25 protein-coding genes and 1 pseudogene are annotated in these 26,260 nt (G+C 68.5%); 17 read left to right on the top strand and 9 right to left on the bottom strand.

Annotated features, from left to right (window positions below; genetic code table 11):
• Positions 1-252: 252 nt before the first annotated feature.
• Complete coding sequence (locus QH195_RS22155; protein WP_280436844.1) at positions 253-1,542, bottom strand: glycosyltransferase 87 family protein; 1,290 nt, start codon at positions 1,540-1,542, stop codon at positions 253-255.
• 170 nt (positions 1,543-1,712) lie between these two features.
• Between QH195_RS22155 and pheS the strand changes: the two genes are divergently transcribed.
• From pheS to QH195_RS22175, 4 genes are all read left to right on the top strand, one after another.
• The gene (gene pheS, locus QH195_RS22160) at positions 1,713-2,786 is read left to right on the top strand and encodes a phenylalanine--tRNA ligase subunit alpha (protein ID WP_280436845.1); all 1,074 of its coding nucleotides are present in this window, start codon (positions 1,713-1,715) and stop codon (positions 2,784-2,786) included.
• A 28-nt stretch (positions 2,787-2,814) separates the two neighbouring features.
• Positions 2,815-5,316 (top strand): phenylalanine--tRNA ligase subunit beta, encoded by a 2,502-nt coding sequence (gene pheT, locus QH195_RS22165; RefSeq protein ID WP_280436846.1) that lies wholly within the window; start codon positions 2,815-2,817, stop codon positions 5,314-5,316.
• Positions 5,317-5,429: 113 nt separating this feature from the next.
• Positions 5,430-5,912 carry a hypothetical protein gene (locus QH195_RS22170; RefSeq protein ID WP_280436847.1) on the top strand — a complete coding sequence of 161 codons (483 nt, stop codon included), beginning with the start codon at positions 5,430-5,432 and terminating at the stop codon, positions 5,910-5,912.
• 260 nt (positions 5,913-6,172) lie between these two features.
• Positions 6,173-7,216, top strand: a complete 1,044-nt coding sequence (locus tag QH195_RS22175) for a hypothetical protein (protein ID WP_280422468.1) — start codon at positions 6,173-6,175, stop codon at positions 7,214-7,216.
• A gap of 287 nt (positions 7,217-7,503) precedes the next feature.
• On the opposite strand, the gene mscL is transcribed toward QH195_RS22175, so the two are convergent.
• Positions 7,504-7,971, bottom strand: a complete 468-nt coding sequence (mscL, locus tag QH195_RS22180; RefSeq protein ID WP_280436848.1) for a large conductance mechanosensitive channel protein MscL — start codon at positions 7,969-7,971, stop codon at positions 7,504-7,506.
• Positions 7,972-8,286: 315 nt separating this feature from the next.
• Here mscL and QH195_RS22185 point away from each other — a divergent pair, with 315 nt between their 5' ends.
• The 6 genes from QH195_RS22185 to QH195_RS22210 all read left to right on the top strand — a co-directional run bounded on the left by QH195_RS22185 (position 8,287) and on the right by QH195_RS22210 (position 15,148).
• Complete coding sequence (locus tag QH195_RS22185; RefSeq protein ID WP_280422466.1) at positions 8,287-8,640, top strand: hypothetical protein; 354 nt, start codon at positions 8,287-8,289, stop codon at positions 8,638-8,640.
• Between the two features lie 232 nt (positions 8,641-8,872).
• Positions 8,873-10,048 carry a Cmx/CmrA family chloramphenicol efflux MFS transporter gene (locus tag QH195_RS22190; RefSeq protein WP_280436849.1) on the top strand — a complete coding sequence of 392 codons (1,176 nt, stop codon included), beginning with the start codon at positions 8,873-8,875 and terminating at the stop codon, positions 10,046-10,048.
• A 228-nt stretch (positions 10,049-10,276) separates the two neighbouring features.
• Positions 10,277-10,882 (top strand): GNAT family N-acetyltransferase, encoded by a 606-nt coding sequence (locus QH195_RS22195; RefSeq protein ID WP_280422464.1) that lies wholly within the window; start codon positions 10,277-10,279, stop codon positions 10,880-10,882.
• Positions 10,883-10,974: 92 nt separating this feature from the next.
• Complete coding sequence (locus QH195_RS22200; protein ID WP_280436850.1) at positions 10,975-11,655, top strand: hypothetical protein; 681 nt, start codon at positions 10,975-10,977, stop codon at positions 11,653-11,655.
• An 82-nt stretch (positions 11,656-11,737) separates the two neighbouring features.
• A complete protein-coding gene (gene ppc / locus QH195_RS22205) occupies positions 11,738-14,581 on the top strand; it encodes a phosphoenolpyruvate carboxylase (RefSeq protein WP_280436851.1) in 2,844 nt (947 codons plus the stop codon).
• A gap of 75 nt (positions 14,582-14,656) precedes the next feature.
• The gene (locus QH195_RS22210) at positions 14,657-15,148 is read left to right on the top strand and encodes a pyridoxamine 5'-phosphate oxidase family protein (protein ID WP_280436852.1); all 492 of its coding nucleotides are present in this window, start codon (positions 14,657-14,659) and stop codon (positions 15,146-15,148) included.
• 76 nt (positions 15,149-15,224) lie between these two features.
• Here QH195_RS22210 and QH195_RS22215 read toward each other — a convergent pair whose 3' ends face one another.
• On the bottom strand, positions 15,225-15,581 hold the full coding sequence (locus QH195_RS22215; RefSeq protein WP_280436853.1) for a YncE family protein: 357 nt from the start codon (positions 15,579-15,581) through the stop codon (positions 15,225-15,227).
• A 214-nt stretch (positions 15,582-15,795) separates the two neighbouring features.
• Positions 15,796-16,995 carry an FAD-dependent monooxygenase gene (locus tag QH195_RS22220; RefSeq protein WP_280436854.1) on the bottom strand — a complete coding sequence of 400 codons (1,200 nt, stop codon included), beginning with the start codon at positions 16,993-16,995 and terminating at the stop codon, positions 15,796-15,798.
• Positions 16,996-17,072: 77 nt separating this feature from the next.
• Here QH195_RS22220 and QH195_RS22225 point away from each other — a divergent pair, with 77 nt between their 5' ends.
• Positions 17,073-17,621, top strand: coding sequence for a TetR/AcrR family transcriptional regulator (locus QH195_RS22225; protein WP_280436855.1), 549 nt, complete (start codon positions 17,073-17,075; stop codon positions 17,619-17,621).
• A 240-nt stretch (positions 17,622-17,861) separates the two neighbouring features.
• Here QH195_RS22225 and QH195_RS22230 read toward each other — a convergent pair whose 3' ends face one another.
• Complete coding sequence (locus QH195_RS22230; RefSeq protein WP_280436856.1) at positions 17,862-18,188, bottom strand: hypothetical protein; 327 nt, start codon at positions 18,186-18,188, stop codon at positions 17,862-17,864.
• A gap of 473 nt (positions 18,189-18,661) precedes the next feature.
• Here QH195_RS22230 and QH195_RS22235 point away from each other — a divergent pair, with 473 nt between their 5' ends.
• A complete protein-coding gene (locus QH195_RS22235) occupies positions 18,662-19,549 on the top strand; it encodes a helix-turn-helix domain-containing protein (RefSeq protein ID WP_280436857.1) in 888 nt (295 codons plus the stop codon).
• On the top strand, positions 19,546-19,749 hold the full coding sequence (locus QH195_RS22240) for a DUF397 domain-containing protein (RefSeq protein ID WP_280436858.1): 204 nt from the start codon (positions 19,546-19,548) through the stop codon (positions 19,747-19,749). The genes QH195_RS22235 and QH195_RS22240 overlap by 4 nt, the downstream gene beginning before the upstream one ends.
• A gap of 317 nt (positions 19,750-20,066) precedes the next feature.
• Here QH195_RS22240 and QH195_RS22245 read toward each other — a convergent pair whose 3' ends face one another.
• Positions 20,067-20,678 (bottom strand): polyketide cyclase, encoded by a 612-nt coding sequence (locus QH195_RS22245; protein ID WP_348536853.1) that lies wholly within the window; start codon positions 20,676-20,678, stop codon positions 20,067-20,069.
• A gap of 109 nt (positions 20,679-20,787) precedes the next feature.
• Between QH195_RS22245 and QH195_RS22250 the strand changes: the two genes are divergently transcribed.
• Complete coding sequence (locus QH195_RS22250; protein ID WP_280436859.1) at positions 20,788-21,492, top strand: GntR family transcriptional regulator; 705 nt, start codon at positions 20,788-20,790, stop codon at positions 21,490-21,492.
• A gap of 131 nt (positions 21,493-21,623) precedes the next feature.
• Here the strand turns inward: QH195_RS22250 and QH195_RS22255 are convergent, their stop codons facing one another.
• The 3 genes and pseudogenes from QH195_RS22255 to QH195_RS22260 all read right to left on the bottom strand — a co-directional run bounded on the left by QH195_RS22255 (position 21,624) and on the right by QH195_RS22260 (position 22,858).
• A complete protein-coding gene (locus QH195_RS22255; RefSeq protein ID WP_280436860.1) occupies positions 21,624-21,917 on the bottom strand; it encodes a helix-turn-helix domain-containing protein in 294 nt (97 codons plus the stop codon).
• A 23-nt stretch (positions 21,918-21,940) separates the two neighbouring features.
• Positions 21,941-22,042: pseudogene (locus tag QH195_RS35285) on the bottom strand (hypothetical protein); the annotation flags it as partial.
• Positions 22,043-22,057: 15 nt separating this feature from the next.
• The gene (locus QH195_RS22260; protein WP_280436865.1) at positions 22,058-22,858 is read right to left on the bottom strand and encodes a crotonase/enoyl-CoA hydratase family protein; all 801 of its coding nucleotides are present in this window, start codon (positions 22,856-22,858) and stop codon (positions 22,058-22,060) included.
• Positions 22,859-23,530: 672 nt separating this feature from the next.
• On the opposite strand from QH195_RS22260, the gene argC reads away from it, so the two are divergent.
• The 3 genes from argC to argB form a co-directional block, all read left to right on the top strand.
• Positions 23,531-24,601: an N-acetyl-gamma-glutamyl-phosphate reductase gene (argC, locus tag QH195_RS22265; protein WP_280436861.1), complete on the top strand. Its 1,071-nt coding sequence runs from the start codon at positions 23,531-23,533 to the stop codon at positions 24,599-24,601.
• Positions 24,598-25,803: a bifunctional glutamate N-acetyltransferase/amino-acid acetyltransferase ArgJ gene (gene argJ / locus QH195_RS22270; protein WP_280436862.1), complete on the top strand. Its 1,206-nt coding sequence runs from the start codon at positions 24,598-24,600 to the stop codon at positions 25,801-25,803. Before argC ends, argJ begins: the two co-directional genes overlap by 4 nt.
• The coding region (gene argB / locus QH195_RS22275; RefSeq protein WP_280436863.1) for an acetylglutamate kinase at positions 25,800-26,260 on the top strand (461 nt) is incomplete at its 3' end. The genes argJ and argB, both read left to right, overlap by 4 nt.

Genomic DNA, 26,260 nt, shown 5'->3' on the forward strand with positions numbered 1-26,260 from the left:
CCGGGGGCCGGCGGGCCGGGGGGGGGGGGGCCCTATGGGGGCATTGCCCCCCGCCCCCCGGGGGGGGGCCCCCACGCGGGGGGCTCGCCCTGCGGGTGGCTCGCCCTGCGGGTGGCTCGCCCTGCGGGTGGCTCGCCCTGCGGGTGGCTCGCCTTGCCGGTGGGCGGTGCTGGGGGTGGCGGCAGCGGCGTCAACGTGCCCGGCGGCACAGTCGGAGGGTGCCTCGGCAGAGTCGGGCGCCCCGGCCGCCGATCACCCCTTGTGGACCGTGACCAGGGACCCGTCCGTAGTCGCGGGTGCGGTCGCAGGCGTGCCGCGTGAGTGGCGCCCGGCGGTGGCGGCATACAGTACGACGAGCAGCACGCTGAACCAGACGTACCCGTTGCCGATCACCTGTTCCCACGCCGACCAGTCCAGTTCCCGGCCTTCATTGCCCGGCAGGTCGCTGTGCTCGGCGCGGACGAAAACCACTGCGGTGGCCACCACCGCGGCATACCAGCCGGCGGCCCGCGGCCACGGCAGCGTGGTCGCGAAACCGGCCATTGCCAGCAGAGCCGGCGCCACCCACACCCAGTGGTGCGACCAGGAGATCGGCGAGACGAGCAGCGCGACCACCGCGTTCACGGCGAGCGCGATCATCGGCGGTGTCCCGGCCCGCCGGATGGCGACCACGGCCAGTGCGACCAGGGCGGCGGCGGCGAGCAACCACAGCGCCGTGGCCGGAGTCCCGGTGATCCCGAAACGGGCCAGTACGGCCTGAACGGATTGGTTGGTCTGGTACTCCGACCCGCTCAGTCCGCCGACATTGCCGAATCCCCCGAACCAGTACCGCACCGATTCGTCCGGCATGACCGCGAAACCGATCACCGTGGCCACCGCGCCGCTCACCGCGGCCGTGGCCGCGGCCTTGTAGTCCTTGCGGATCAGGAAGAACAGGACGAACGCGGCCGGAGTGAGTTTGATCGCGGCGGCGATGCCCAGCAGCATGCCACGCGGCCAGCGCGGGTTACGGGTCAGGCAATCGGCCGCCACCAGGCCCATCAGGATCAGATTGACCTGGCCGAAGTCCAGGGTGGACCAGATGGGTTCCAGCAGCAGTGCCAGCGGGGTCGCCGTCGCGCAGACCAGAAGGGCGAGTTTGCGCTGGTCCTGGGCGGGCCACAGCTGCCGGGCCACCAAGTAGAGCGTGACGGCGAGCGCGCCCACCGAGACCGCGAGGTAGGCGATCACCGCGGCCGCCCACGGCAGCAGGGCGTAGATGCCGAGCGCCAGCGCCGCGAACGGCGGGTAGATGAACGGCAGGCTGATATCGGCGGCCGTCTCCGGCAGCTGCCCGTAGAGGTCGCCGCCGGAACGCCACTCCTCGACCCCGAGCCGGTACACCTCGAGATCGATGTACTCGCCGCTGATCGCGCGGAACGGGTCGACGGGTCGCGACATCAGTACCCACGTCACGATCATCGCCAGTAGCGGTAGCAGCCAGATCGCCTGCTGGCGGGCACGTCCGGCGAGCGTCTCGGTGCGGGTCGGGGCGTTCGTCATCGGGAGGGACTTTACCGGTTCGAGGTGTCGTCGCACTCGGGCAGTGATCGGCGGGGGATATCGGGGTGAACCGGCCACCGGCCATCGAATACGATTCCACCAGCAGCAATACGGGCGCCGGAGCCTACCGGGGTTCGCTCACAGATGCCTAGGGGAGAGACGAGTAGACCGTGGCCGACGACACCGACGCAGGCGCAGCGACCGGCGGGCAGGAATCCGCGCTCACCGAGGAAGCCCTGGCCGCCGCGGCCGCGGCCGCCGAGAAAGCCTTCGCGGCCGCCGCCGACCTGGATGCCCTCGCCGCCGCGAAAACCGAGCATATGGGTGGTAAATCGCCGATCGCGCTGGCGCAGCGGTCGCTGGGCAGCCTGCCGAAGTCCGAGAAAGCCGACGCCGGTAAGCGGGTCAACGTCGCGCGCGGCCGGGTCGCGCGGGCGTTCGAGGAACGCCAGCAGATCCTGGTGGCCGAGCGCGATGCGGCGGTGCTGGTGGCCGAGGCGATCGATGTCACCCTGCCGGCGAAGCGGGGTCCGGTCGGCGCCCGGCATCCGATCACGGTCATCTCCGAACAGGTCGCCGATGTGTTCGTCGGGATGGGCTGGGAGATCGCCGAGGGACCGGAAGTGGAAACCGAGCATTTCAATTTCGATGCGCTGAACTTCCTCCCGGACCACCCCGCGCGCACCATGCAGGACACCTTCCATATCGCGCCCGCCGGGTCGCGGCAGGTGCTGCGCACCCATACCTCGCCGGTACAGGTGCGTTCGATGCTCGAACGCGACCTGCCGATCTACGTGGTGTGCCCGGGCCGGACCTTCCGCACCGACGAACTGGACGCCACCCATACGCCGGTGTTCTCCCAGGTCGAGGGACTGGCCATCGACAAGGGCCTGACCATGGCGCATCTGCGCGGCACGCTGGACGCGTTCGCGCGGGCCCTGTTCGGTCCCGACACCACCACTCGGATCCGGCCCAACTACTTCCCGTTCACCGAGCCCTCCGCGGAGGTGGACGTCTGGTTCCCGGACAAGAAGGGCGGTGCGGGCTGGGTCGAATGGGGCGGCTGCGGCATGGTCAACCCCAAGGTGCTGATCGCCAGCGGTATCGACCCCGACGAATACAGCGGTTTCGCGTTCGGGATGGGTCTGGAGCGCACGCTGCAGTTCCGCAACGGCATCCCCGATATGCGCGACATCGTCGAGGGGGATGTGCGGTTCACCCTGCCCTTCGGTATCCGGTCCTGATTTCCCGAGCGAGAGAGCGAACGTCACAGTGCGAGTAGCGCAGTCCTGGCTGACCGAAACGATCCGCCGCACCGTCCCCGACTGGGCGGTCACGCCGGAGGAACTGGACGCCGGATTCGTCCGGGTCGGGCTCGAGGTCGAAGAGGTCGACCGGCTCGAGCGGGTGGGCGGTGAGATCGAACACCCGCTGGTGGTCGGCCGGGTCGCAGAGATCACCGAACTCACCGAGTTCAAGAAACCCATCCGCTTCTGCAAGGTCGACATCGGGGCGGAAGAACTCCAGGAGATCGTCTGCGGAGCGACCAACTTCGCGGTCGGCGATCTGGTGGTCGTGGTGCTGCCGGGCGGTGTGCTGCCCGGTGGGTTCGCCATCTCCTCGCGCAAGACCTACGGGCATATCTCCAACGGCATGATCTGCTCGGTCGCCGAACTCGGGATCGGCAAGGACCACTCCGGCATTCTCGTGCTGGAGCCCGGCACCGCCGAACCCGGTACCGACGCCAACGAACTGCTGGGCCTCGGCGATACCGTCATCGAGCTGAACATCACCCCCGACCGCGGCTACTGCTTCTCGGTGCGCGGTTTGGCTCGCGAGCTGGCCTGCGGGTTCGATCTCGAATACGCCGATCCCGCCGTCCGCACGCTGCCGGCGGGCCCGGAGGCGTGGCCGGTGCGGGTCGAAGCGGAATCGCGCTGCACACGGTTCGGGGTCCGCCGGGTCACCGGTATCGACCCGCAGGCGGTGAGCCCGTGGTGGCTGCAGCGGCGGCTGCTGCTGTCCGGTGTGCGGCCGATCTCGCCCGCGGTCGACGTGACCAACTACGTGATGCTCGAACTGGGGCAGCCGCTGCACGCGTTCGACGCCGCGAAACTCAGCGGCGGATTGGTGGTCCGGCGCGCCCGGACCGGTGAAACCCTGCGCACCCTCGACGACGCCGAACGCGAACTCGACGCGGAGGACGTGGTGATCGCCGACAACTCCGGAGTGGTCTCGCTCGCCGGTGTGATGGGCGGCGCGTCCACCGAGGTGAACGCCGGAACCACCGATGTGGTGCTGGAGGCCGCCACCTGGGATCCGCTGCTCATCTACCGCACCGCGCGCCGGCACAAACTGGTGTCCGAGGCGAGTAAACGCTACGAGCGGGTGGTGGATCCGGAACTCAATCTGGCCGCGCTGGATCGCGCCGCCACTCTGCTCGCCGAAATCGCCGGGGGCACGGTCGAATCCACCCTCACCGATATCCGCACCGAGCTCGACCCAGTGGATCCGATCCGGATCGATATCGATCTGCCCGATCGGGTGGCCGGGGTCCACTATCCCCCGGGGACGTCCGCGCGCCGCCTCACCCAGATCGGCTGCCATGTGGAGGTCGCCGTGGACGAGAGCAGCGGCCACGGCCAGCTGGTGGTGACTCCGCCGTCCTGGCGGCCGGACCTTGCCCAGCCCGCCGATCTGGTGGAAGAGGTCCTGCGGCTGGAGGGTCTCGAGCAGATTCCACTGGTGCTGCCGCAGGCGCCGGCCGGGCGCGGTCTGACCGCGGTGCAGCGGCGCCGCCGGGCGGTGAGCCGGGCGCTGGCCTTCGCCGGCTGTGTCGAGGTGCCGCCGCCGGTGTTCCTGCCGGCAGGTGTTTTCGACACCTGGGGTCTGGAGGCCGATGATCCGCGTCGCGCCACCACCCGAGTGCTGAACCCGCTGGACGTCGAACGCGCCGAACTGGCCACGACCCTGCTGCCGGGTCTGCTCGAGATCGCCGCCCGCAACATCTCCCGCGGCGCCCGCGATCTCGCGCTCTACGGCATCGCTCAGGTGGTGCTGCCGGGTCCGCAGACCAAACCGGTGGACCCGCTGCCGGTGGACCGGCGTCCGACCGACGCGGAGATCACCGAACTGCTGGACTCGCTGCCTGCCCAGCCGCAGCATGTGGCGCTGGTCCTGACCGGCCGCCGCGAACCGCGCGGCCCGTGGGGGCCGGGCCGGGCGGCCGAGGCGGCCGACGCCTTCGCTCTCGCCGATGTGATCGCCGAGGCCGCCGGGGTCCGGATCGAGCGGCGGCCCGGTAAGTATCTGCCCTGGCATCCGGGCCGCTGCGCCGAACTCGTGGTCGGCGATACGGTCGTCGGATATGCGGGTGAGTTGCATCCCGGTGTGCTGGAACGGTCGGGGCTACCATCGCGCACCTGCGCGGTGGAACTCGACCTGGACGCGCTGCCGCTGGCCGAATCCCGGCCGGCCCCGGCTATTTCCCCGTTCCCGGCCGTGCTGCAGGACGTTTCGGTGAGTGTGCCGGCCGAGGTGCCGGCAGCGGCGGTCGAGACGGCGTTGCGGTCCGGTGGTGGGGAACTGCTCGAGGATATCGCGCTGTTCGACGTCTACGCGGGCGCGCAGGCAGGCGAAGGCCGTAAATCGCTCACTTACGCGTTGCGGTTCCGTGCCGCCGACCGCACCCTCACCGAGGACGAGGCCAGCGCCGCCCGCGACACCGCGGTGGCTGCCGCCGCGGACGCGGTGGGCGCCGTGATCCGGTCCTAGGCGGTATCCCGCCTTCGTCGCGGGCGTGCACGGTCCGGCGGCGGGCTGCGCTCACTGTGCGGCAGACTTCCGGTCCGTCCGAACGGGCGGGCCGGAAGTCGTAGGCTGGTCGTATGAGTGAACCGAACGCAGGCGATCCGGGCGCGCTCGCCGCGCGGTTGGCGGCCCTGCCCGACGAACAGTTGCTGGCCGTACTGGTCGTCGCCACGGCGGGCCGGGAGGAACTGGCTCCCCTCTACGAGGTCGCGACCCGGTTGCTGTCGGAAACCGGCCGCGCCACACCGGATGTGATCGCGGGACCGGCGGGGATTCCTGCCGATGGCGGGGTGGGGTCGGCGACCCAGCTGGGCGGTATCGGTACGGTGGCCGGAAGTGGCGGCGCCACAACCGATTACACCGGGGGCGGTATGCCGACCTTCGATTCGGTCCGGGACAAGGTCCAGCGCCGGATCGGAACAGCCTTCGGCCATCGGGAACTCGATCGGCAGTCGGCGGCCGGCCGCGGTGTCGAAGAACAGTGGGAAGCCCGGGAACAGGCGGCGCGGGAACGCCTCGAACAGATCAGGACCGCCCTGCACGAGGGCGACCGGAGGTAGGCCGCGTGGTCTGTGATTCTGCCCACCCGCGGTCCGGCGGGCTATCGACCGGTTGGTCGATCCGGTGGTTTTCGCAGGTCAGCGCGCGGGCCGCGGTGCATATCGGAGGAGGCCGAGACCACGCGCCGCGAGCGGCGTGATCCGTCTCAGACAAATATGCCGCCGGTACCCGGCCCGGTATAGGGTCGTCTCGCTACAGCGCCCCACGGCCGGTTCCGGCGCGTGACGGGCCGGTACGACCGTCGAAAAGGGATGATCCGATGACCGAAACCGCCGACCCGACCGCTCGTGCGCTCGCCGACCGGCTCCTCGACGCGCAGGTGCGGTGGCTGCTCGACGAGGTGAGCGGCGACCGGTTCGCCGAGGTCGTCGCCCGCGATGTGGCGGCCGTCCTGGATGTGGCGGCCACCGTCCGCTCCGGTGATGTAGTCGGCGTCGAACAGCTGGAAACCACGGTCGCCACAGTTGTGGACAAGGTGGGCGGAAGTGCGGTGCTCGCGGATTCGGCCGGGTTGTTCGCCGACGCGATCTACGACAGTATCGCCGCAAACGAGGACCACACGCTCGGCGAACTCGTCGAGCGCGAACCGGTCGAGGCGCTGCTGCAGAAGATCGTCGATATGCACCAGACCCAGGAGCGGGTGCTGGAACGGCTCACCGACAGCCCGCTCGTGGCCACCGTCGCCTCCAAATTCGTGGACAAACTGGTCGGCGATTTCGTGGAGGCCAACCGGCAGCGCGCCGAGAAGATCCCCGGGATGGGCACGCTGATGTCGCTCGGTCAATCCGCCGCCGACCGCGCCCGCAAAGCCGCCGAGAGCAACACCATCCTGGGTGATATCGCCGGTAAGGGCGCCATGTACGCGCTCAAACGCACCAACAACGCCATCCGCGAGATGCTGCGTGACGCGCCCGTGCACGACGCCACGATGGAGTTCTGGGATCTGCACGCCGACGAACCGATCAGCGGGCTGCGTGAATACCTCACCAAACAGGATCTGAACGAGCTGGTCCGGCTGTGCTACCGGATTGCGGTGACCACCCGGGAAAAGGAGTACTTCGGCCTGCTCGTCGACGAGTGCGTGCAGGTGTTCCATGAGAAGTACCGCGACCACACCCTGGCCGCCGTCCTCGAGGAACTGGGATTGACCGGCGAGGACATCGTCACCGAGATCCTGCGCTACGGCCCGGCCGTGGTGGAAGCCGCGAAACGCGACGGTGTGCTGGCACAACTGCTCCGGGAACGCTTGGAGCCGTTCTATTACTCCGACGAGGTCCTGGAGATCCTCACCCCCGCGGGGTGACGATGGCCGGCGACGCCGGCAACCAGCCGCTGAAGGTCCCGGGTGGGACTGTGGTGCTCGATCTCGACGGTGAGGTCCTGTTGCTCCCCGGGGGAACGCGAGTTGCCGGCACCGCCAGTCGAGATGTGAACCGACCGGGGGGCAAAACCGCGGCGGAGGTGGTTCAGATCCCGCGAGCGCAACGGTCAGGCCGATCGCGAACTCACCCGGCTGTGGTGCAGGCGGCTCCGGAGCCGTGCCCGTTCGGGGTTTGCCTCCGCACGCGGGACCGGGGATCGCCGGGCTTCTCAGGCCGACGGCGCGTGCATCCCGGTGGAGTCCTTCTCCGCACCGTTGCTACCGGAACCGTTCTTCGCCGCCGCGGCGCGTTCGGCCAATAGATCGCGGATTTCGATCAGCAGTTCGGTATCGGTCGGGACCGGTTTCTCCGTTCCGGCGCCCTTGCGTGCCAGATACCGCTTCTGCACGGTTTTCATCGGCAGGATCAGCGCGAAGTACAGCACCGCCGCCACCATGACGAAATTGATGGCGGCGCTGATGATCGGACCGAGCGCGATGAACGTCGCGGGTTTACCGGCGACCAGGGTGACTCCGAAACCGAGCTGGCTGCTGCCGCCGAGTACAGCCAGCAGGGGTTCCAGCACACCCTTGGTCACCGAGGTGACGATCGCGGTGAACGCGGTACCCATCACGACGGCGACGGCGAGGTCGACGACGTTGCCGCGCATCAGAAAGTCCTTGAAACCCTTGAGCATCCACCCAACTCCGTATCGAACGCTGCGGTACACCGCCGGGCCGGGGTCCCGGCCGGCAGGTCGATCGTGGTCGCCGTCCGAGGTCCGGCACCACACGGCAGGTGATAGTGGCAGCCCGGCAGACGGCGCGCAAACCGGCGGCGGGGCGCGTGCGGACAGCCCGGTCCACGCGCCCCGCGGGTGCCCGTCACCTCGGCCGCGGATAACTTCGGCGCGGAACCGGCGGCGGTCTGCCGTTCTCGACCGGCGGTGGCCCCGGGGAGCCGCTAGGGTCGGGAACCATTCGGGCATATTGCTATCTACCAGGAGGATTCCGTGGCATCGACACTGATGGGCCGTGCGGTCCGGGGGTTCAACAGCGGAATGGTGGCCCTGCTGGGTGTCCCTGTTCTGGGACCACTGCTGAGCAAGGGTTTCGTGGAGATCGAATACGTGGGCCGGCGGTCGGGGCGGGTTTTCCGTACCCCGGTCAACTTCATGAAGAAGGGTGACGAATACGTCATCGGCGTCGCGATGCCCGACAAGAAGACGTGGTGGCGCAATTTCCTCGGCGAGGGCAGCCCGATCCTGCTGCATTTCCGGGACCGGCAGGTGCGCGGGCATGCGACGGCGCGGCGTGACGAGAAAGGCCGGGTTACCGTGCGTGTCCGGCCGGATTCCACGGCCTGACCGGTAGCCGCGGCGGAAAAGGTGATGCGCCGCGAGGGAGTAGTGGGTAACCTGCCTGCCATGTCGAGTCCGGAGGCATCCAGAGCAGGGCTGTCGGTCACCCCCGTCAGCCCCTGATCCCTCGTTCCGCAGCGGTGCCGTCCGGTCGGCGGCACCGCGCACAGTCGACCTCCGGGTAGCTGACCGGGGTGGCGAGACGTGATGTCCTGTCTCTCCCACCTCGGAGTCTTCGATGCCCTTTGCTCTCTACCTGCTCGCCATGGCGATTTTCGCCATGGGCACCTCGGAATTCATGCTCGCCGGGCTCGTCTCGGATATCGCCGCCGATCTCGGCGTGGAGATCGCCAGTACCGGGCTGCTGACCTCGGCATTCGCCGTCGGAATGGCCGTCGGGGCGCCGGTGATGGCGGTGCTCGCCCGGAATCGGCCGGTGCGGTCGAGCCTGCTGGTTTTCGTTGTCGTGTTCCTGGCGGCGCATATCGTCGGTGCGCTCACCACCGAGTTCGCGGTGCTGGTGACGACCCGGGTGGTGGCCGCCCTCGCCAACGCCGGCTTTCTCGCCGTCGCCCTGACCGCCGCGGCCGGACTCGTCCCGGCGGATCGGCGGGGCCGCGCACTGGCGGTACTGCTCTCGGGTACCACGATGGCCACCATCGCGGGCGTTCCCGGCGGTGCGCTGCTGGGCGCGGTGTTCGGCTGGCGCGTCACCTTCTGGGCCGTCGCGCTGCTCTGCGTGCCCGCCGCGATCGGCGTACTCACCGGTATCCCGGCGCCAGTGCGGGAAGCGGCGGACCACGGGCCGGGCCTGGCCGACGAGCTAGCGGTACTGATCCGTCCCCGGTTGGTGGTCGTCATGCTGCTGGGCGCCCTGGTCAATGCCGCGACCTTCGGCGCCTTCACCTTCCTCGCTCCGCTGATGACGGACCGGGCCGGACTGGGCGACCTGTGGGTACCGGTGGCGCTGGTGCTCTTCGGCGCCGGGTCGTTCGCCGGAGTGACCGTCGCCGGCCGGTTTTCCGATACCCGTCCCGGGGTCGTGGTCGTGATGGCGGGCCCGCTGCTGTGCGCCGGATGGTTCGCGACGGCGTTATCCGCGGACCGGCCCCCGGTCTTGCTCGTCCTCGTCTTCGTTCAGGGCGCGCTGTCCTTCGCGCTCGGCAGCACCTTGATCACCCGCGTCCTGTACGAGGCCGCGGCCGCGCCGACCATGGGCGGGTCCTATGCGACCGCCGCGCTCAACATCGGGGCTGCGGTGGGGCCGCTGGTGGCGGCGGTCGCGCTGGGTACGCGGCTGGGGTCGCTCGGGCCGGTCGTGAGCGGCGGTGTACTCGTAGCTGTCGCGCTGCTGGTGGCCTCGTGCTGTCGCGCTGTTGAACGCCGCCGATCCGAGGCGGCCGTGACAGCGTGACGACGGCGTCGGGCCGGCCCTGCTCCTCGTCGGATTCGGACCGGTTCTCGGGACGCCGTGGTTTCCGTGAGGTGAACAGTCGGCGGTGTGAACGCGACGTAACGGTGTCCAGAGATTCGTGACACGCGACTCGAACCGGTGTTTCGGCAGGTCGGGTCCGCTATCCTGAGGAAACCATCCGGAGTGGCCGCGTGGTTGGCGCAACGGCCAAGGGTGATGGAGGACTTTGTGAGTACACCGTCGGTTATCGATGAACGTGCACGGGGTCCGCGAATCCACCGTATCGCGCCGGACCATCCCCTGGCCGCCGCCGTCCTGGTGGAGCTCGCCATCGAATACAGCACCCGGTACACCGCATCCGCCGGTGCGATACACCGGCGGATGAGTGACCGGCCGGCCACGGATTTCGCGGCCCCGGACGGGGGCCTGGTGGTGCTGGTGGAAAACGGAGAGCCGGTGGCGAGCGGGAGTTTTCGCCGGGTCGATGCCACCACGGCCGAGCTGAAGCGATTCTGGACAGTTCGCGATCAGCGCCGTCGCGGACTCGCCACCCGGGTGCTCGCGGAATTGGAAGCGGGAATGGTCCGGTTCGGCTACCTCCGCGCCATAGCCGTAACGGGCGACGGGCAGCCCGAGGCGCGTGGCCTCTACCCGGCGGCGGGATATGACGAGGTGAGCGCTGCCGGTCGGCGGTACAGCTTCGAGAAGGTATTGGACATCGCGACGCGGCCGTCCCGTGCGCGGCGTTTCGCGGCTGCCGATATCGGCCGGCGAGCCTCGTCCGGTGTAACCACAGCGCGGTACCGGCCGGTCCGCGACTCGTCGGCGAAGTGACACCGGTCGCCGGTGAACTCCTCCGGCCGCATTTTCGCTCCGCAGTAGGGTAGTCCGCGGGTCGGCGGTCCAGCGGGCCGGAAAGGGTCGCCGTGCCGGCTTCGATACTTTTCGCGGTACTCGCCGCCGGGCAACTGGCGCTGGTCTGCTGGTGTGGACTCCGGTACCGCCGTACCCGGGACCGGATGCTCATCGTGCCGGCGCTCGTATGCGCGGCGCTGGGGTACGACAACGCGATCGTGGCGGCGGGCCGCTGGATCGGGGTCGGCGGCACCCTGGAGACGCTGTCGGTCTTCCGGTTCGTGGCGCATATTCTGTTCACCCCCCTGCTGATGCCGTGGGCGTGCGCCGCGGCCGGTCTGGCGGGCGTGGTGTGGATGCGCCGGCCATGGGTGCGGATGGCCGTCCGGGCTGCGACGTTGTCCGTGATCGCGCTGGGTGTGTTCGGCGAACTGACCCGGCTGACCCTGCAGCCGGCCGAATGGGCCGGGACGATCCGCTATACGACCGAGCATTCGTCCCTGGCAGGGCTGCTGCCACCGGTGATCACGGTCGTGGTGGTGCTGGTCGCGGCGGTGGCGGTGTGGCGGGTGCGCGGATATCGGCTGTGGACGGTGACGACCGTGACGATGGCCGTGGTTTCCGCCGCGATGCCGCCGATGTTGCTGACCAATGCCGCCGAACTCGTGTTCGTATGGGGGATCGTCGCGACCGCGGCATGGTTGCCGGGGCCGGCGCGGGCGCCGGCGGGGTTGTCCCGGCAGCTCGGCTGACCCGGCCCGTTCGAATCGGTTTCGGCGGTGCCGTGTGCGTCGTCACAGACCGGAGCGGGTCGGACGACGATACTGTCCGACCATGGGAGATGCGCAGACCGGTAGTGGAAACGACGCGACCCGGCCGCTCCGCGAGGACATCCGGTTCCTCGGTGGCGTACTCGGGGACACCATCCGTGATCACGAGGGGCCGGAGGTCTTCGATCTCGTCGAGAAGGTCCGGGTGGAAGCGTTCCGGGTGCGCCGGGAAGAGGTGCGGCGCAGCGCGGTCGCCGAGATGCTGTCCGGTGTGGATATCGCGGTGGCGCTTCCGTTGATCCGCGCGTTCAGCTACTTCGTATTGCTGGCGAATCTGGCCGAGGATATCCAGCGCGACCGCCGCCGCGCCGTACACGAGGCGGCCGGGGAGCCGCCGCAGGATTCGTCGCTGGCCGCCACCTACCGGAAGCTGGACGCGGCGGGGGTGCGCGGGGAGCGGGTGGCCGAATTGCTTGCCGATGCCCTGGTGTCGCCGGTGATCACCGCCCACCCCACCGAGACCCGCCGGCGTACGGTATTCGATACCCAGACCCGGATCACCGATCTCATGCGGCAGCGGCTGCGGGCCTCGGCAGCCGAACAACCCGCTCTCGAACGGGAGATCCGCCGCCAGATACTCACCCTGTGGCGGACGGCGCTGATCCGGTTGTCCCGGTTGCGGATCCAGGACGAAATCGCGGTCGGACTGCGATATTACGAGCTGACGCTGCTCGATGTGATTCCGGCGATCAACGCCGATGTCCGCGCGGCGCTGTGGGCGCGCTGGCCCGAGCAGCGACTGCTGCCGAAACCGATCCTGCGCACCGGGTCGTGGATCGGGGGCGACCGGGACGGCAACCCCTACGTGACCGCCGAGGTGGTGCGGACCGCGGCGGGGCACGCCGCGGGCGTCGCTTTCGGGCGGTACCTGCGAGATCTGGCGCAACTGGAGAAAACGCTCGCGCTGTCGGCCCGGCTGGTCCCGGTGACCCCCGCGCTGCGCGCTCTCTCGGATGCGGGATATCCGGATCCCGATATCCACGCCGACGAACCGTATCGCCGGGCGGTCTACGGTATCCGGGCACGGCTCACCGTGACCGCGCGCACCGCACTGCGTGCGGTGGGGGCAAGCGATACCGACGCGGCGGCGACCCTGCCGGACTCGGTGGCAACGCTCGACAGCCCGCTGCGCGACTTCACCGGCCGGGGTGCCGTGGTGTCCGGTGTCCGCCCGTATACGTCCCCGCAGGAACTGCTCGACGATCTGGACGCCGTCGACGCCTCGCTGCGCGCCGGCGGTGACGGTCTCCTCGCCGACGATCGGCTCGCGGTCCTGCGGCACACCGTCGAAACCTTCGGATTCCACCTGCAGGGCCTGGATATGCGGCAGAACTCGGAAACCCACGAGCAGGTCGTGGCCGAACTGCTGGCCTGGGCCGGTGTGCACGCGGACTATCCGAGCCTGCCCGAAGCCGACCGGGTGGACCTGCTCACCCGGGAACTGCGCACCCGCCGCCCGCTGCTGGGCCCGCACGCACGGCTGAGTGACCTCGCCGAGAAGGAACTGGGCATCATCCGGGCCGCGGCCGAGGTGGTGGCCGCGCTGGGTCCGGAGGCGATCCCCAACTACATCATCTCCATGTGCACCTCGGTCAGCGACCTGCTGGAGGCGGCGCTGCTGCTGAAAGAAGGCGGTCTGCTCGATCCCGGTGAGCCCGGCGGCGCCCCGTTCTGCCCGGCCGGGATCGTGCCGCTGTTCGAAACCATCGAGGATCTCGCGGCCGGGGCGGCCACGCTCGGCGCGGCCCTGGAAGTTCCCGAGTTCCGGGACCTGGTGGCCGCGCGCGGGATGCGTCAGGAAGTGATGCTCGGCTACTCCGACTCGAACAAGGACGGCGGATACCTGGCCGCCAACTGGGCGCTCTACCGCGCCGAACTGGAGCTGGTGGAACTGGCCCGTGAACAGGGGATCCGGCTGCGGCTCTTCCACGGTCGCGGTGGCACGGTGGGCCGCGGCGGCGGGCGCAGTTACGACGCCATCCTGGCCCAGCCCGCCGGGGCGGTGCGCGGTTCGTTGCGGCTCACCGAACAGGGCGAAATCATCGCCGCGAAATACGCCGAACCCGGTTCGGCGTACCGGAATCTGGAATCGCTCATCGCGGGCACACTCGAATCGACACTGCTCGATGTCGAAGGCCTGGGGCCGGACGCCGAATCCGCGTACGCGCTCATGGACGATCTCGCGGCCCGGGCCCGCGCCGCCTACGCGCGGCTGGTGCACGACACTCCCGGTTTTGTCGAATACTTCCGGCAGTCGACTCCGGTCGCCGAAGTGGGTGACCTCAATATCGGTAGCCGTCCCGCCTCCCGGAAACCCACGAAATCCGTGGCCGATCTGCGCGCCATCCCCTGGGTGATGTCCTGGAGCCAGGCCCGGGTGATGCTACCCGGGTGGTACGGCACCGGCACCGCGCTCGAGGAATGGGTGGACGGCGATCCCGACCGGCTCGCGCGCCTGTCGGACCTGTACCGGCGCTGGCCGTTCTTCCGCACCGTACTGTCGAACCTGGCGCAGGTCATGGCCAAGAGCGATCTCGCCATCGCGGCCCGCTACGCCGAACTCGTCGACGACAGCGAACTGCGCGAGCGGATCTTCGGCATGATCGAACGTGAGCACGCCCGTACGGTGGCCATGCACGCCGCCGTCACCGGCAACGATCATCTCCTCGCCGACAACCCGTCGCTCGCCGAATCCATCCACAACCGGTTCCCGTATCTGGAACCGCTGAACCAGATGCAGGTCGAACTGCTGCGCCGGCTGCGCGCCGGGGACGATTCCGAACTGGTCAAACGCGGCATCCTGCTCACCATGAACGGTCTCGCGACCGCGCTGCGCAACTCGGGCTGACCGGGCGGCCGGATTTCCGGCGCGTACGGCCCGTCGTGACCCGGTATGTCATCGCGGCGTCGTACCGTCGGCCCCATGACGACTTGGAGTGAATTCACCGCGGAAGCGCCGCATATCAGTGAGGTTTTCCGCCGCCGCCATCTCGCAACGGGCAACCTGTGCATGCTCGCCACCCTGCGGTCGGACGGCTACCCCCGGATCAGCCCCGTCGAGCCGATGATCTTCGAGCAGAAACTCGTGATCGCCGGTATGCCGGGCACCACCAAATTCCGCGACCTCCTGCGCGATCCGCGGTTCTGCCTGCACACCGCGACCGTCGACACCATGGTCACCGCCGGCGACGCAAAACTCTTCGGCGTCGTGGTCGACGACCCGGATACCGCCCTGCACGCCCGGTTCGCCGAATTCCTCTACGAGGACAGCGGAATGGATCTGCGCGGTCAGCGTTTCGACCATTTCTTCGTCGCCGATCTCACCTCGGCGTCCGCGGTGGAGGTCGGCGACGACCTGCTGAAGATCACGATCTGGAAACCTGGCGAGGGGGAGCGGGTGGTCGAGAAGCGATAACGTGCCGGCCGGCCACCTGCCACGCAGCGACCGGTATCCACCTCCCGCCTCTCGGAGAACGGTGAGGGGACAGCGGTTATCGGTACCGGCCGATATCGATGGAGGTGAACCGGCCCGGCGCTGGTTCGGCGGAATCCGGCGTCGAGGCGGCGTACAGCCGCTGCCCATCGGGGGAAGGTGCGGCAAGGCCGGGGACCGCATCGATATCGATACGATCGACGACCTTTCTGCTGTGTGTGTCGAGCACGGTGATCCGGCCGAGGCCGGTGTCCGGGTCATCGATGCGGTCGTGCGCGATGAACAGATACCGGCCGCTCGGTGAGAGGGTCAGATCGTGTAGTTCTGTCTGGATGCGGAGCAGCGTGGTCGCCGCACCGGTGGTCGTATCGACGCGAATCAGGTCGGCGGGCCGTGTTCGGTCCGCGCAGTACACATGCTCGTTGTCCGCTCCGTGGCCGAGGTGTCCACCGAACGGATCACGACCGTGCCCGCCAACGCGCGGTTGTGCGGGCCCGATTCGAGGCCGGAGAGGGCTTGCGCTGAGTCTGCGGCCGACCACGTTCGAGCGTTGGTGTCCCGCCGGGCAGGGGGTGTGTCGGTAATCGGCGTCCGTTCTCGCTGTTCAACCGATCCTGCTGGCTAATGGACTATTGATCGGGCACAGCGAAATCGGAGAGTGTCGCGCTCGCGCCGCCGGACATGAGCCGCTTACTGATCGAGGCCGGGAGACGGGGGAGGACGCGCAGGGCGGTTTCGCTGAAGAGCAGCTGCGCGCGAGATCGCGGGATACCTCGGCGCAGCACGCCGGGTGCCACGGCACGGCACCGGCGGACGTAATCTCCGAGCCGCTCTTCGTACGCGCGGAAGGCCGCCTCGTGCGCACCGCCGGTGTCCGCGAGGGCACGAGCCAGTACGTAGGCGCCGACCACCGCCAGGGTGGTGCCGCCGCCGACCGCGGGCCCGGGACAGTACCCGGCGTCGCCGACCAGCGACACCCGGCCCCGGGACCACGAGTCGAGATGTATTTGGCTGATCGAGTCGAGATAGAAATCGTCCGCACGATCCATCTCGTCCAGCAGGCGCGGGATCTCCCAGCCCTCGCTGCGGTACTCGGCCCGGAGCAGCCGGCGCTGGGCGTCGATATCGCGGTGGTCGGAGGCCGGCTCGCCGGGGCGGCGGAACAGGAACACGGCGCGGGCCTCGCCGGTCTGCGCGACCGGATACATCGCGGCAATCCGGTCCACCGCGTTGTACAGCACCGTATGTGTCGACAGATTCCGGTAATCGGGCAGGGTGCCGACCGCGAGATAGGCGCCGAGATGGTGCTCGAGCTCGTCTTCCGGGCCGAAGACCAGTCGCCTGACGGTGGAGTGCAGGCCGTCGGCACCGATCACGAGATCGAATCGGCCGGTGCGGCCACTGTCGAACGTCACATCGATACCTGCCTCGTCCTCGGCCAGTGTCGCGATCGAATCGCCGAAGCGGTATTCGACGCGGTCGGCGGTGTCCTCCTGCAGGATCGCCGCCAGTTCGCCGCGCATGATCTCGAGATGCCGATCGTCGGCGAAAGCCGCCGAGATATCGCGCAGATCGAGATCGATGGGGGAGCGGCCCGGTCGTTCGTATCGCAGTGCCGAGGTCTCGACGCTCGCCGCCCGCAGCCGGGGCAGGAGTCCCATTCGGTCCATCACTTCACCGGCCGGAGCGAACAGGTCCACCGCGTGGCCGCCCAGGCCGAGCCGGGGACGCGGGGTGCGTTCCACCACCACCGGGGTGAATCCGAAGCGGTCCAGCCAGTACGCGAGCACCGGGCCGGCGATGCTCGCGCCCGAGATCAAGATGTTCACGATGCCACCTAGTTCGTTTACCTATCGGTCGGTAAACGAGTTTACTTACCGGACGGTCAACGCGCTAGACTCGACCGATGCCCAGACCGCGCTCCACCGAGACCCGCGAGCGAATCCAGGCTGCCGCGCTGGAACTGTTCACCTCCCGCGGTATCCGGGAGACCAGCCTGCGCCAGATCGCCGAGGCGGTCGAACTGACGAAACCCGCGCTGTACTACCACTTCTCCTCGCGCGATGAGCTGCTGCGCAGCCTGGTGCAGCCGCTCGCGGACGATATCGAGGCGATGATCGCCGCGGACGAGGCGCGGCCCGGCGACGAGCCGATGGACGCCCGCGAGGTACTGACCCGCTACTTCGATATCTCCTACGCCCACCGTGCCGTGACCGCCCTGCTGCTCCGCGACGCCGCACCCCTCGGTGAACTGGGTTTCCTGCAGCAGGTGGTGGACTGGCGCCGGCGCCTCACCGCGTTGCTGGTGGGGCCGGGCGCCGGTGTCGCGGAGCAGGCGCGGGCCATCGTCGCCCTGGGCGGGCTGGGTGACTGCATGGTCCTGCTGGCCGATACACCGGTCGACGAACTCCGCACGGCGGCGGTCGACGCGGCCTGCGCGTCGCTCGGCATCTGACCAGGGCAGCCGCCGCCGCCGAACGGCGCGGACTTGTCCGACCGTTCACCGGCTTCCCGAGCGGTCGGCGACATGGGCGCATATCCGACTTCCGGCGTGCCGATTACTCCCGGAGGTCCCGGAGAAGACGGTCGAGCGCGGAGGGTGTGCGGTGATCTCCCGGGTCCCTCTCGATCGACCGGGCGAGGAGAACCGTGTACCCGATCGACCCCAGCAACCCGAAGATAACCACGCCCAGTGCTACGTGTCCCCACCACACGGGATGTCCTCTCGGCGCCAGCGGTATCCGCGCGGATAGATCCGCATGGGGGTGATGAGCGCGGCGTTGTCGGTGATGAGGTGGCGAATATCGTCGGCGTGCTCGAACCCCGGAACCACCACCGCCCGGGCGTCGAACTCGGCGGCGTACCGTGCCAGCGCGTGGGCGGCGACGAATGCCCGGGCGTTCGTCTCGACCGTGTACACCAGCCGGCATCCGTTGCGCGCGGCGAGTTCGTAGAGGTCGATACCCGGCGCCGGGATATTCAACCGAAGCAAACCGATCGCCACGGGGGCGCGGTCAAACACGATCGCCCTCCTCGGCCCACCGCCGCATGGCAGCGAGGAGCATTTCCAGCTGGGCGAGCGTGGGTAATGCCCACGCGATGGGCACGCGATGGCCCGAATCATTCCGGACCCGTACCGGCAATGGCTCTGCTGCACGCATGATGAATCCCCGCTCCTGGCATAGTTTTTGGCGAGCACCCGGTGCAGGGTCCGGCAAATGGTGTCAGTGTGCGGTAGCGCTGTCCGCTGACTGTGTTGTGACAGACCACCAGCTTTCGGCACTCCTGGCGTCGAACTGGTGTCCTCGACTGCGATTCGAGGTGGCCTGCACCGGGCGCTCCCTCAGTAGAGCTATCCCGCAAAGGATTTGGAAGAGCTATCGTGGAATAACCGCGGGGGAGTTCACGAACTTTCTCGAGGGAATCTTCATCGGGGGAGCCTTCGCCCGTGGGGGCTTCCATATTCCATCCATCCGGTTAACGAAGGTAATGAATATGGCTTCTGGATCGACACTTCCTCGAAGAGCTCTGGGCCGCCAACTTCGAAAGCTGCGCGAGAGAGCGGAATTGACGCAAGCCGCCGCGGCCCGGGTCGCCGAGGTATCGCCCCAGTCCTACGGGCGCATGGAGGATGGGCGCCCCACCAAGGTGACCGACCTGGCGCTGAACGCGCTGGCGAACACCTACGAAGCCACCGACACCGAGCGGCAGCTACTTCTCGGGCTGTCTCGCGAGATCAGGGAGGCCAGTACTTCCGGATCGGCATGGTGGCGTGGGTACGCCGACGATGCTGTTGCGAAAGATTTCGACCATTACCTGTCACTGGAGGAGGCCGCGAACTGGGTGACATCGTGGCAAACCGCGGTTGTGCCGGGCCTGCTTCAGACCAGGGAATACCGCCGAGCGCTGACGTGGGCCATGATGCCGGACCGATCGCCCGATGAAGTGGAACGGATGTTGGATGTGGTCGTCAGGCGACAGGATTTGCTGAACCGGCCCGGCTTCCGATTCGAAGCGCTGCTGACAGAGGCCGTCCTGAGCTATGGCGTCGGTGGGCCGGGGGTAATGGCCGGTCAGGTCGCGCAACTCCTGGAGCGTTCGGAGGAAGATGGCATCGAGATCCGGGTCGTCCCATTCGCACAGGATCGTCCGGTAGGACTCAATGCCGGTAGCTTCGTCTTGTTCTCGTTCCCGCCGCTGCCGACCTCCAGGCTCCAGGAACCTCCGGTGGCCTATATGGAGGGCCTATCCGGCGGCCTGTACGTGGAGCGCGCGGCGGAGGTCGAGAAATTCTCCGATGAGGCAGGACGAATACGCAATGTAGCGTTGTCCGCGTCGGCATCCCGAGACTTGATGCTGCGATATGCGAAGGAGCACAGATGATGGACCTGACCGGCGCAAAGTGGTTCAAGAGTACGCGCAGCGGCGGCAACCGGGACTGCGTTGAGGCCGCCCACCTCGGCGGGGGCTTCGTCGGCGTGCGGGACAGCAAGAACCCCACCGGTCCGGCGCTCATCTTCACTCCCGGCGAGTGGGATGCATTTCTGACCGGTGCCAAGGACGGCGAGTTCGATCGCCCCTGATCGCGTACATCACGGCCGCCGTCTCGACCGCCCCGCTGACGAATCGGCGGGGCGGTTTCGTTTGTGCGAACGAGCGTCTGTGACTCCCTGCACCACGCCGTCGCGTTCAACGATGCGTTGTATGTGTCGCCGGCCCAGCGATCGGATATACCGCTGTGGGCCTGCGACGAAGAATCGAGCGAAGCCCTGGCCGGCCGTGCCGGATCGAACTCCTCGCCTGAACGGAGAGGTGCTGTCGCCTGCTCGTCGGCCGAGTGGCCGGTTTGGGCTCGGGTCGCCGCGGATCGCGGCACCTGCGCCGTCCGGCCGGTTGTCCCTCAACCGGCGGACCTCCGGCGGACGGTTCGCTCGAGGATGCCGAGGGTCGCTTTGAGGGCGGACTCGGGAATCACCGGAAAGGTGACCCGCGCCTTCCACTCGGCGGCCGCGGCCGACCAGTCGTAATAGGACGTGACGAGAGTGCCTGCCTGCTCCGGTTGGAGCCGGTAGCCGTAGATATGGCCGAATTGCTGTCCCCGGGCTTCGACGGTCCAGGCGATTTCCTCGTCCGGGATCAGTGCGGTGATGACGACCTCGACGTCGTATCTACCCAGAGGCACGTCGCCGAGGGCTTCCCGGTCCATATGCACCATGAACCGGTCGCCCGGCCGCCGGACCCGTTCTCCTTCGGCGTCGAGGAGCATTCCCGAGGCGTCGATATCGACATGCCCTTGCGGATCGGTCAGGACCGCGAAGACAGCACCCGCGGGCGCGGGAATGAGGCGGGACACTTCGAGCCTTTCGGTGGCGCCGGCCCCGTCGGCTGTCGCCGTCGCGCTGCGGTCTGCGGGCTGTCCGGGTGCGCCGGGTGCGCCGGGGGTATCGGTATCGCCCTGCTCGGTGCGGGAATCCTCGTCTGGGAGCTGGGTGGAAGGGGTATCGGCGTTCATTGTCTCGTTCCTGTTCGGTGCCCGATGTGATCGAGGCCGTGAAGTGTGGCGGCAGAATCGACGATAGCAGTAATAATCGATTATTGGTCGAATAGTCTATGATGATCGCATGATCGGGACGGCCCGGGACTCGGTATCGACCGGCAAGCAAATGCTTTCCGAGCAGGTGTACGCACGGCTGAAGAACGCGATCATGCGCGGTGACTTCGCCCCCGGCGATCCGCTCAAACCGCAGGACCTCGCCAGACAGCAGGGCGTGAGCCTCGCCATCGTGCGGGAAGCCCTCGTGCGGGTGGTCGGCGAAGGGCTCGCCGACCGGCTGCCCAACCGAGGCTTCGCGGTCCCGGCTTTCTCGGACCGCCGCTGGCAGGAGATCGCGGAGGCGCGCCGGACGATCGAACCGGCCCTGCTGCGGATGTCGATAGAACGCGGCGATGTCGAATGGGAGACGCACGTGCGGGCCGCCTGCCACCGTCTGGTCCGTACGCCGCCGTTCGTCCCGGGGGAAGGCGAGTACTACAGCGAGGAATGGGCCGAGGCGCACCGGATCTTCCATCGCACCCTGCTGGAAGGCAGTCGGAACGCGGTCCTGCTGGACGTCTTCGACCGGTTGTGGACCGCAAGCGAACTCGCGCGCCGCTGGTCGGCGCACCGCTCGCCGGGCCGGGACGACGTGGCGGAGCACCGGGAACTGGAAGCCGCGGTGCTGGCTCGCGACGGCGCTGCCGCGGCCGAGATCCTGACCCGGCATCTGACTCTGACCGCGGAGGTATTGGCCGCCCGTCCCGCCGGCGAAACCGCGCAGGAAGTCTGAGACGCGGAACGTCCAGTGCTGGTGCGAGCATCTTCTTGGCCAGGGTGGCCTCGGTGGTCACCGCTCAGCACGGCCGAGACTGCCTCGTTTGTCGGTGGTGCGGTGGGTGAGGTCGGTCCGGCGTTGGGTTATCAGGCAATCAGTCCGAGCGTTTCGTCGGCGTTGTCGGCGCCGACCGTGACCGAGAACCGCACCCCTAGTGCGCGCGCGAGCCGGTCGAGTACCGCCAGTGTCGGAACGCCGCCACCGCCGGCTTCCAGTCGGGAGACCGCAGGTTGTGTCATCTGCGCCCGTCCGGCCAGTTCCGTCTGTGATATGCCCAAGGCTGTCCGGCGCTTGAATACCGCCCGGGCCAACGCGATCTCGACCCGCGCGATCTCACGCGCATTCCGGTACTCGTCGGTGTCCCTTTTCGCGGCCGGCACCGGGTCGTCGGCAGCATGACGATATGGTCATCGGGTGCGAACCAGTAGGTCACCCGCACATCAACCGGATGCAGATGTATTCGCAGCTCCCGCACGTTATCCCCGAGTGACCGGGACAACGGCATCCCGAGGGCAACTCGTCAGTCGCCGGTGAACTCGGGTGCGCGCCGCTCCAGCATGGCCGCGACGGCCTCGTGATGGTCGGTGGTGTGGTGGGTGATCGCCTGCATGGCGGCGGAGAGTTCGAGCAGGGTCTCCAGGCTCTGGTGCTGGCCCTCGCGCAGCAGGCGTTTGGTCATGCGCAACGCGTGCGGGGGGTTCGCCGCGATCTCGCCGGCCAGCCGGTGTGCGGTGCCGAGGAGTTGATCGGGTTCGACGACCTCGTTGACCATGCCCCAGTCGAGGGCCGTCGCGGCGTCGATGGTGGCACCGGTGAAGGCCAGTTGGCTGGCGCGCGCCATACCGACCGCGCGGGGTAGCAGCCAGGCGCCGCCGTCACCCGGGATCAGGCCGAGGCGGACGAAGCTCTCGGCGAAGGTCGCGGTGGTCGCGGCGATCCGCATATCGCACATGAGCGCCAGATCGCAGCCGGCGCCGACCGCCGGCCCGTTCACCGCGGCAATGGTCGGGATTTCGCAGTGGTACAGCGCTTTCGGAATGCGCTGGATCCCGTGCCGATAGCCCTGGCGCAGCTCGGCGGGGGAACCGCCGAACATCCCCGCCTTGTCGCGCATGTGCTTGACATTGCCGCCCGCGCTGAATGCCGTACCCGCGCCGGTCAGGATCGCGACGCGCAGAGAGTGGTCCCGGTTGGCCTCGCCCACCGCGGCCTCCAGGGCTTCGATGGTCGCCTCGTCGGAGATCGGATTGCGCTGATCGGGGTTGTCGATGGTCCAGACGACGATATCGCCGGTGCGCTCCACGCGCAGGGGTGCGGTCACGGTTGCTCCTCGGGCCACGATGCTGCGGTTGTCTCCGGCAGCGGTGCTGCGGTTGTCTCCGGCAACAATGCCCGATCGGTCTCGGCGCCGTGCCGCTGCGGTGGGTTCGGCGGCCCCCGGCCGGGTGGTAATCGTGTCGTCGGCCGGAAACGGCAGTTCCATGCGGGTGGGGTGGGGTGCACTCGTGCCCCGGACCTTCTCCCCGTGGTGCTTGATCCTGATCGTGAGTCCCGTCAGATTGCGGGCGCGTGCCGCGACCCGGGTCAGCGCCTCGGCCAGTTCGGCCTCGGCCGCGTCGCCGAGATCGGCATCGAGGAGGGCGTCGACGGCGTGTTCCAAGGCGCGAACATGACAACTGAGCGCGTCACTCGAACACATGTTCTAATGTTAGCGCATGCTGGAGGTGGGATTCGACCGCGGCGCCTGGGAGCCCATTCCTGCTCCGGACATGCAAGGGTCGAGTGTTCTCCTGGGTGGGCGGCACCGTCGGGACCGGCGCTTTCGAGTCTTGCGCCGCCGGACCTGCCGAGGATCCAGCGCAGCTCGTCCGGTTCTCCGTGTTGTGGACGGCGAGGGTGTGCACGGTCGTCGGTTGGTGCGCCCGTGTGGATGATGGAGGGAACGCCCGAACCCGTCGATGAATGAGATTGCACGATCGTGCATAATCATCACATGGCTGATCATACGGATATGCCCGACCGGACCGCGCCCCTGCGGGTGGCCGTCGCCGGTGCCAGTGGTTACGCGGGCGGGGAAGTGCTGCGTCTGTTGCTGGGGCATCCGGAGTACCGAGCCGGGCGCCTCGAGATCGGGGCGCTCACCGCGGGCAGCAACGCCGGAACCGCGCTGGGTGCGCTCCAGCCGCATCTGCTGCCCTTGGCCGACCGCATCCTCGCCCCGACCACGGCAGCCGAGCTGGCCGGGCACGATATCGTCTTCCTCGGCCTGCCGCACGGACAGTCGGCCGCCCTGGCCACCGAACTGCCCGACTCCACGGTGATCATCGACTGCGGCGCCGATTTCCGTCTCACCGACCCCGCTGCCTGGGACCGCTACTACGGCGGGCCGCACGCGGGTAGCTGGCCCTACGGCCTTCCGGAATTACCGGGCGCGCGGGATGTCCTGCGCGGCGCCACCCGGATCGCCGTCCCGGGCTGTTATCCGACCGTCGCCAGTCTCGCGCTGGCGCCGGCGGTCGCGGCAGGCATCATCGACCCGGAGGTGAACATCGTGGCCGTCAGCGGTACCTCGGGGGCTGGCCGGAAACTCGATGTGGGTCTGCTCGGCTCGGAGGTCATGGGCTCGGCCCGCGCCTACGGGGTCGCCGGCGCGCACCGGCACACACCCGAGATCGCGCAGAACCTGACAGCCGCCGCGGGGAGCCCGGTGCGGGTGTCCTTCACCCCGGTTCTCGCGCCGATGCCGCGCGGCATCCTGGCCACCTGCACCGCCCCGGTGCGGGTGGATGCCGCGCAGGCGCGCGCCGTCTACGAAAAGGCTTATGCCGACGAACCTTTCGTGCATCTGCTGCCCGAAGGGGTCCTACCGCAGACCGGGGCCGTGCTCGGCGCGAATACGGTCACCCTGCAGGTGACCGTCGACCCCGACGCCGGCCGCCTGGTGGTGATCGGCGCGATCGACAATCTGACCAAGGGCACCGCGGGCGCCGCGGTGCAGTCCATGAACCTCGCGCTCGGCCTCGACGAGACCGCCGGGCTGCCCACCGTAGGAGTGGCTCCGTGACCACAGACGCCAACCTCGTCCACAACCAGGGTGTCACCGCGCCGCTGGGTTTCCGGGCGGCCGGGATCGCCGCGGGACTGAAGGCCAGCGGTAATCCCGATCTCGCCCTCGTCTTCAACGAAGGCCCCGATTGCGCCGCCGCGGGCGTTTTCACCAGTAACCAGGTGAAGGCAGCGCCGGTGCTGTGGACCCAGCAGGTGCTGAAATCCGGGCGGTTGCGCGCGGTGATCCTGAACTCCGGTGGCGCCAACGCCTGTACCGGCCCGCTGGGTTTCCAGGACACCCATCGCACCGCCGAGGAACTCGCCACCGCACTGAGCAATTGGGGTACCGAAACCGGTGCCGGTGAGATCGCGGTGTGCTCCACCGGCCTGATCGGTGACCGGTTGCCGATGGACAAACTGATCCCCGCCGTCACCGAGATCGTGCACGAGATGGGCGGCGGGATGTCCGGCGGCACCGATGCCGCGCACGCCATCATGACCACCGATACCGTGCCGAAAGAAGCCTCCCTGCACCATCCGGGCAAATGGAACGTGGGTGGGATGGCCAAGGGCGCGGGTATGCTCGCGCCGTCGCTGGCGACCATGCTGGTGGTGCTCACCACCGATGCCGTCGCCACGCCGGAACAGCTCGACAGCGCCCTGCGCAAAGCCACCCGGCGCACCTTCGACCGGCTGGACGTGGACGGTTCGATGTCCACCAACGACACCGTGCTGCTGCTCGCCAACGGTGCCAGCGAGGTCGCGCCGAGCCAGGAGGATCTGGACGCGGCGGTCCTGGCGGTCTGCGACGACCTGGCCGGTCAGTTGATGGCCGATGCGGAGGGGGTCACCAAACGCGTACTGGTGACCGTGCAGGGCGCGCGCAATGAAGACGACGCGCTCACCGCCGCCCGCATCATCGCCCGGGACAGCCTGGTCAAAACGGCGCTGTTCGGTTCCGACCCGAACTGGGGCCGGGTACTGGCCGCGGTCGGCACCGCACCTTTCGAACTGGACCCGGACGTGATCTCGGTGTCGTTCAACGGCTTCCCCGTCTGTGTCGACGGCACCGGCGCGCCGGGCGCCCGTGACGTCGACCTCTCCGGCGCCGATATCCATGTGGTGGTCGATCTACGCCTCGGTACCGGATCCGCGACCGTCCGCACCACCGACCTGTCCTACGCCTACGTCGAAGAGAACTCGGCCTACAGCTCATGACCGAAGCGATCCACCAGCTGTCCGCACTGGACAAAGCGCATATCCTGGCCGGTGCCCTGCCCTGGTTGCAGAAATTCCGCGACAAGATCGTCGTGGTCAAATACGGCGGCAACGCCATGATCGACGACGACCTCAAACGCGCGTTCGCCGCCGATATGGCCTTCCTGCGCACTGTCGGCGTGCACCCGGTGGTGGTGCACGGTGGCGGGCCGCAGATCTCGGCCATGCTGAAACGGCTCGGTCTGGCCGGGGAATTCCGCGGTGGTTTCCGTGTCACCACACCCGAGGTGATGGAGGTGGTGCGGATGGTGCTGTTCGGTCAGGTCGGGCGGGAACTGGTCGGGTTGATCAACGCGCACGGGCCGTACGCTGTCGGTATCTCCGGTGAAGACGCCCGGCTGTTCACCGCGACCCGCCCCCCCCCCCGAATAAGAGGGGGGGGCCCCCCCATAAGCCG

Source organism: Nocardia carnea, assembly GCF_029868855.1.
Lineage (GTDB): Bacteria > Actinomycetota > Actinomycetes > Mycobacteriales > Mycobacteriaceae > Nocardia > Nocardia carnea_A.

Excerpts from the sequence above, each read along its gene's own strand:
- QH195_RS22250 (WP_280436859.1), top strand. The coding sequence starts at position 20,788 with ATGATCGGGACGGCCCGGGACTCGGTATCGACCGGCAAGCAAATGCTT.
- QH195_RS22240 (WP_280436858.1), top strand. The coding sequence starts at position 19,546 with ATGATGGACCTGACCGGCGCAAAGTGGTTCAAGAGTACGCGCAGCGGC.
- QH195_RS22245 (WP_348536853.1), bottom strand. The coding sequence starts at position 20,678 with ATGAACGCCGATACCCCTTCCACCCAGCTCCCAGACGAGGATTCCCGC.
- ppc (WP_280436851.1), top strand. The coding sequence starts at position 11,738 with ATGGGAGATGCGCAGACCGGTAGTGGAAACGACGCGACCCGGCCGCTC.
- QH195_RS22155 (WP_280436844.1), bottom strand. The coding sequence starts at position 1,542 with ATGACGAACGCCCCGACCCGCACCGAGACGCTCGCCGGACGTGCCCGC.
- argC (WP_280436861.1), top strand. The coding sequence starts at position 23,531 with ATGGCTGATCATACGGATATGCCCGACCGGACCGCGCCCCTGCGGGTG.
- QH195_RS22190 (WP_280436849.1), top strand. The coding sequence starts at position 8,873 with ATGCCCTTTGCTCTCTACCTGCTCGCCATGGCGATTTTCGCCATGGGC.
- mscL (WP_280436848.1), bottom strand. The coding sequence starts at position 7,971 with ATGCTCAAGGGTTTCAAGGACTTTCTGATGCGCGGCAACGTCGTCGAC.
- QH195_RS22175 (WP_280422468.1), top strand. The coding sequence starts at position 6,173 with ATGACCGAAACCGCCGACCCGACCGCTCGTGCGCTCGCCGACCGGCTC.
- QH195_RS22170 (WP_280436847.1), top strand. The coding sequence starts at position 5,430 with ATGAGTGAACCGAACGCAGGCGATCCGGGCGCGCTCGCCGCGCGGTTG.
- QH195_RS22225 (WP_280436855.1), top strand. The coding sequence starts at position 17,073 with ATGCCCAGACCGCGCTCCACCGAGACCCGCGAGCGAATCCAGGCTGCC.
- QH195_RS22235 (WP_280436857.1), top strand. The coding sequence starts at position 18,662 with ATGGCTTCTGGATCGACACTTCCTCGAAGAGCTCTGGGCCGCCAACTT.
- QH195_RS22210 (WP_280436852.1), top strand. The coding sequence starts at position 14,657 with ATGACGACTTGGAGTGAATTCACCGCGGAAGCGCCGCATATCAGTGAG.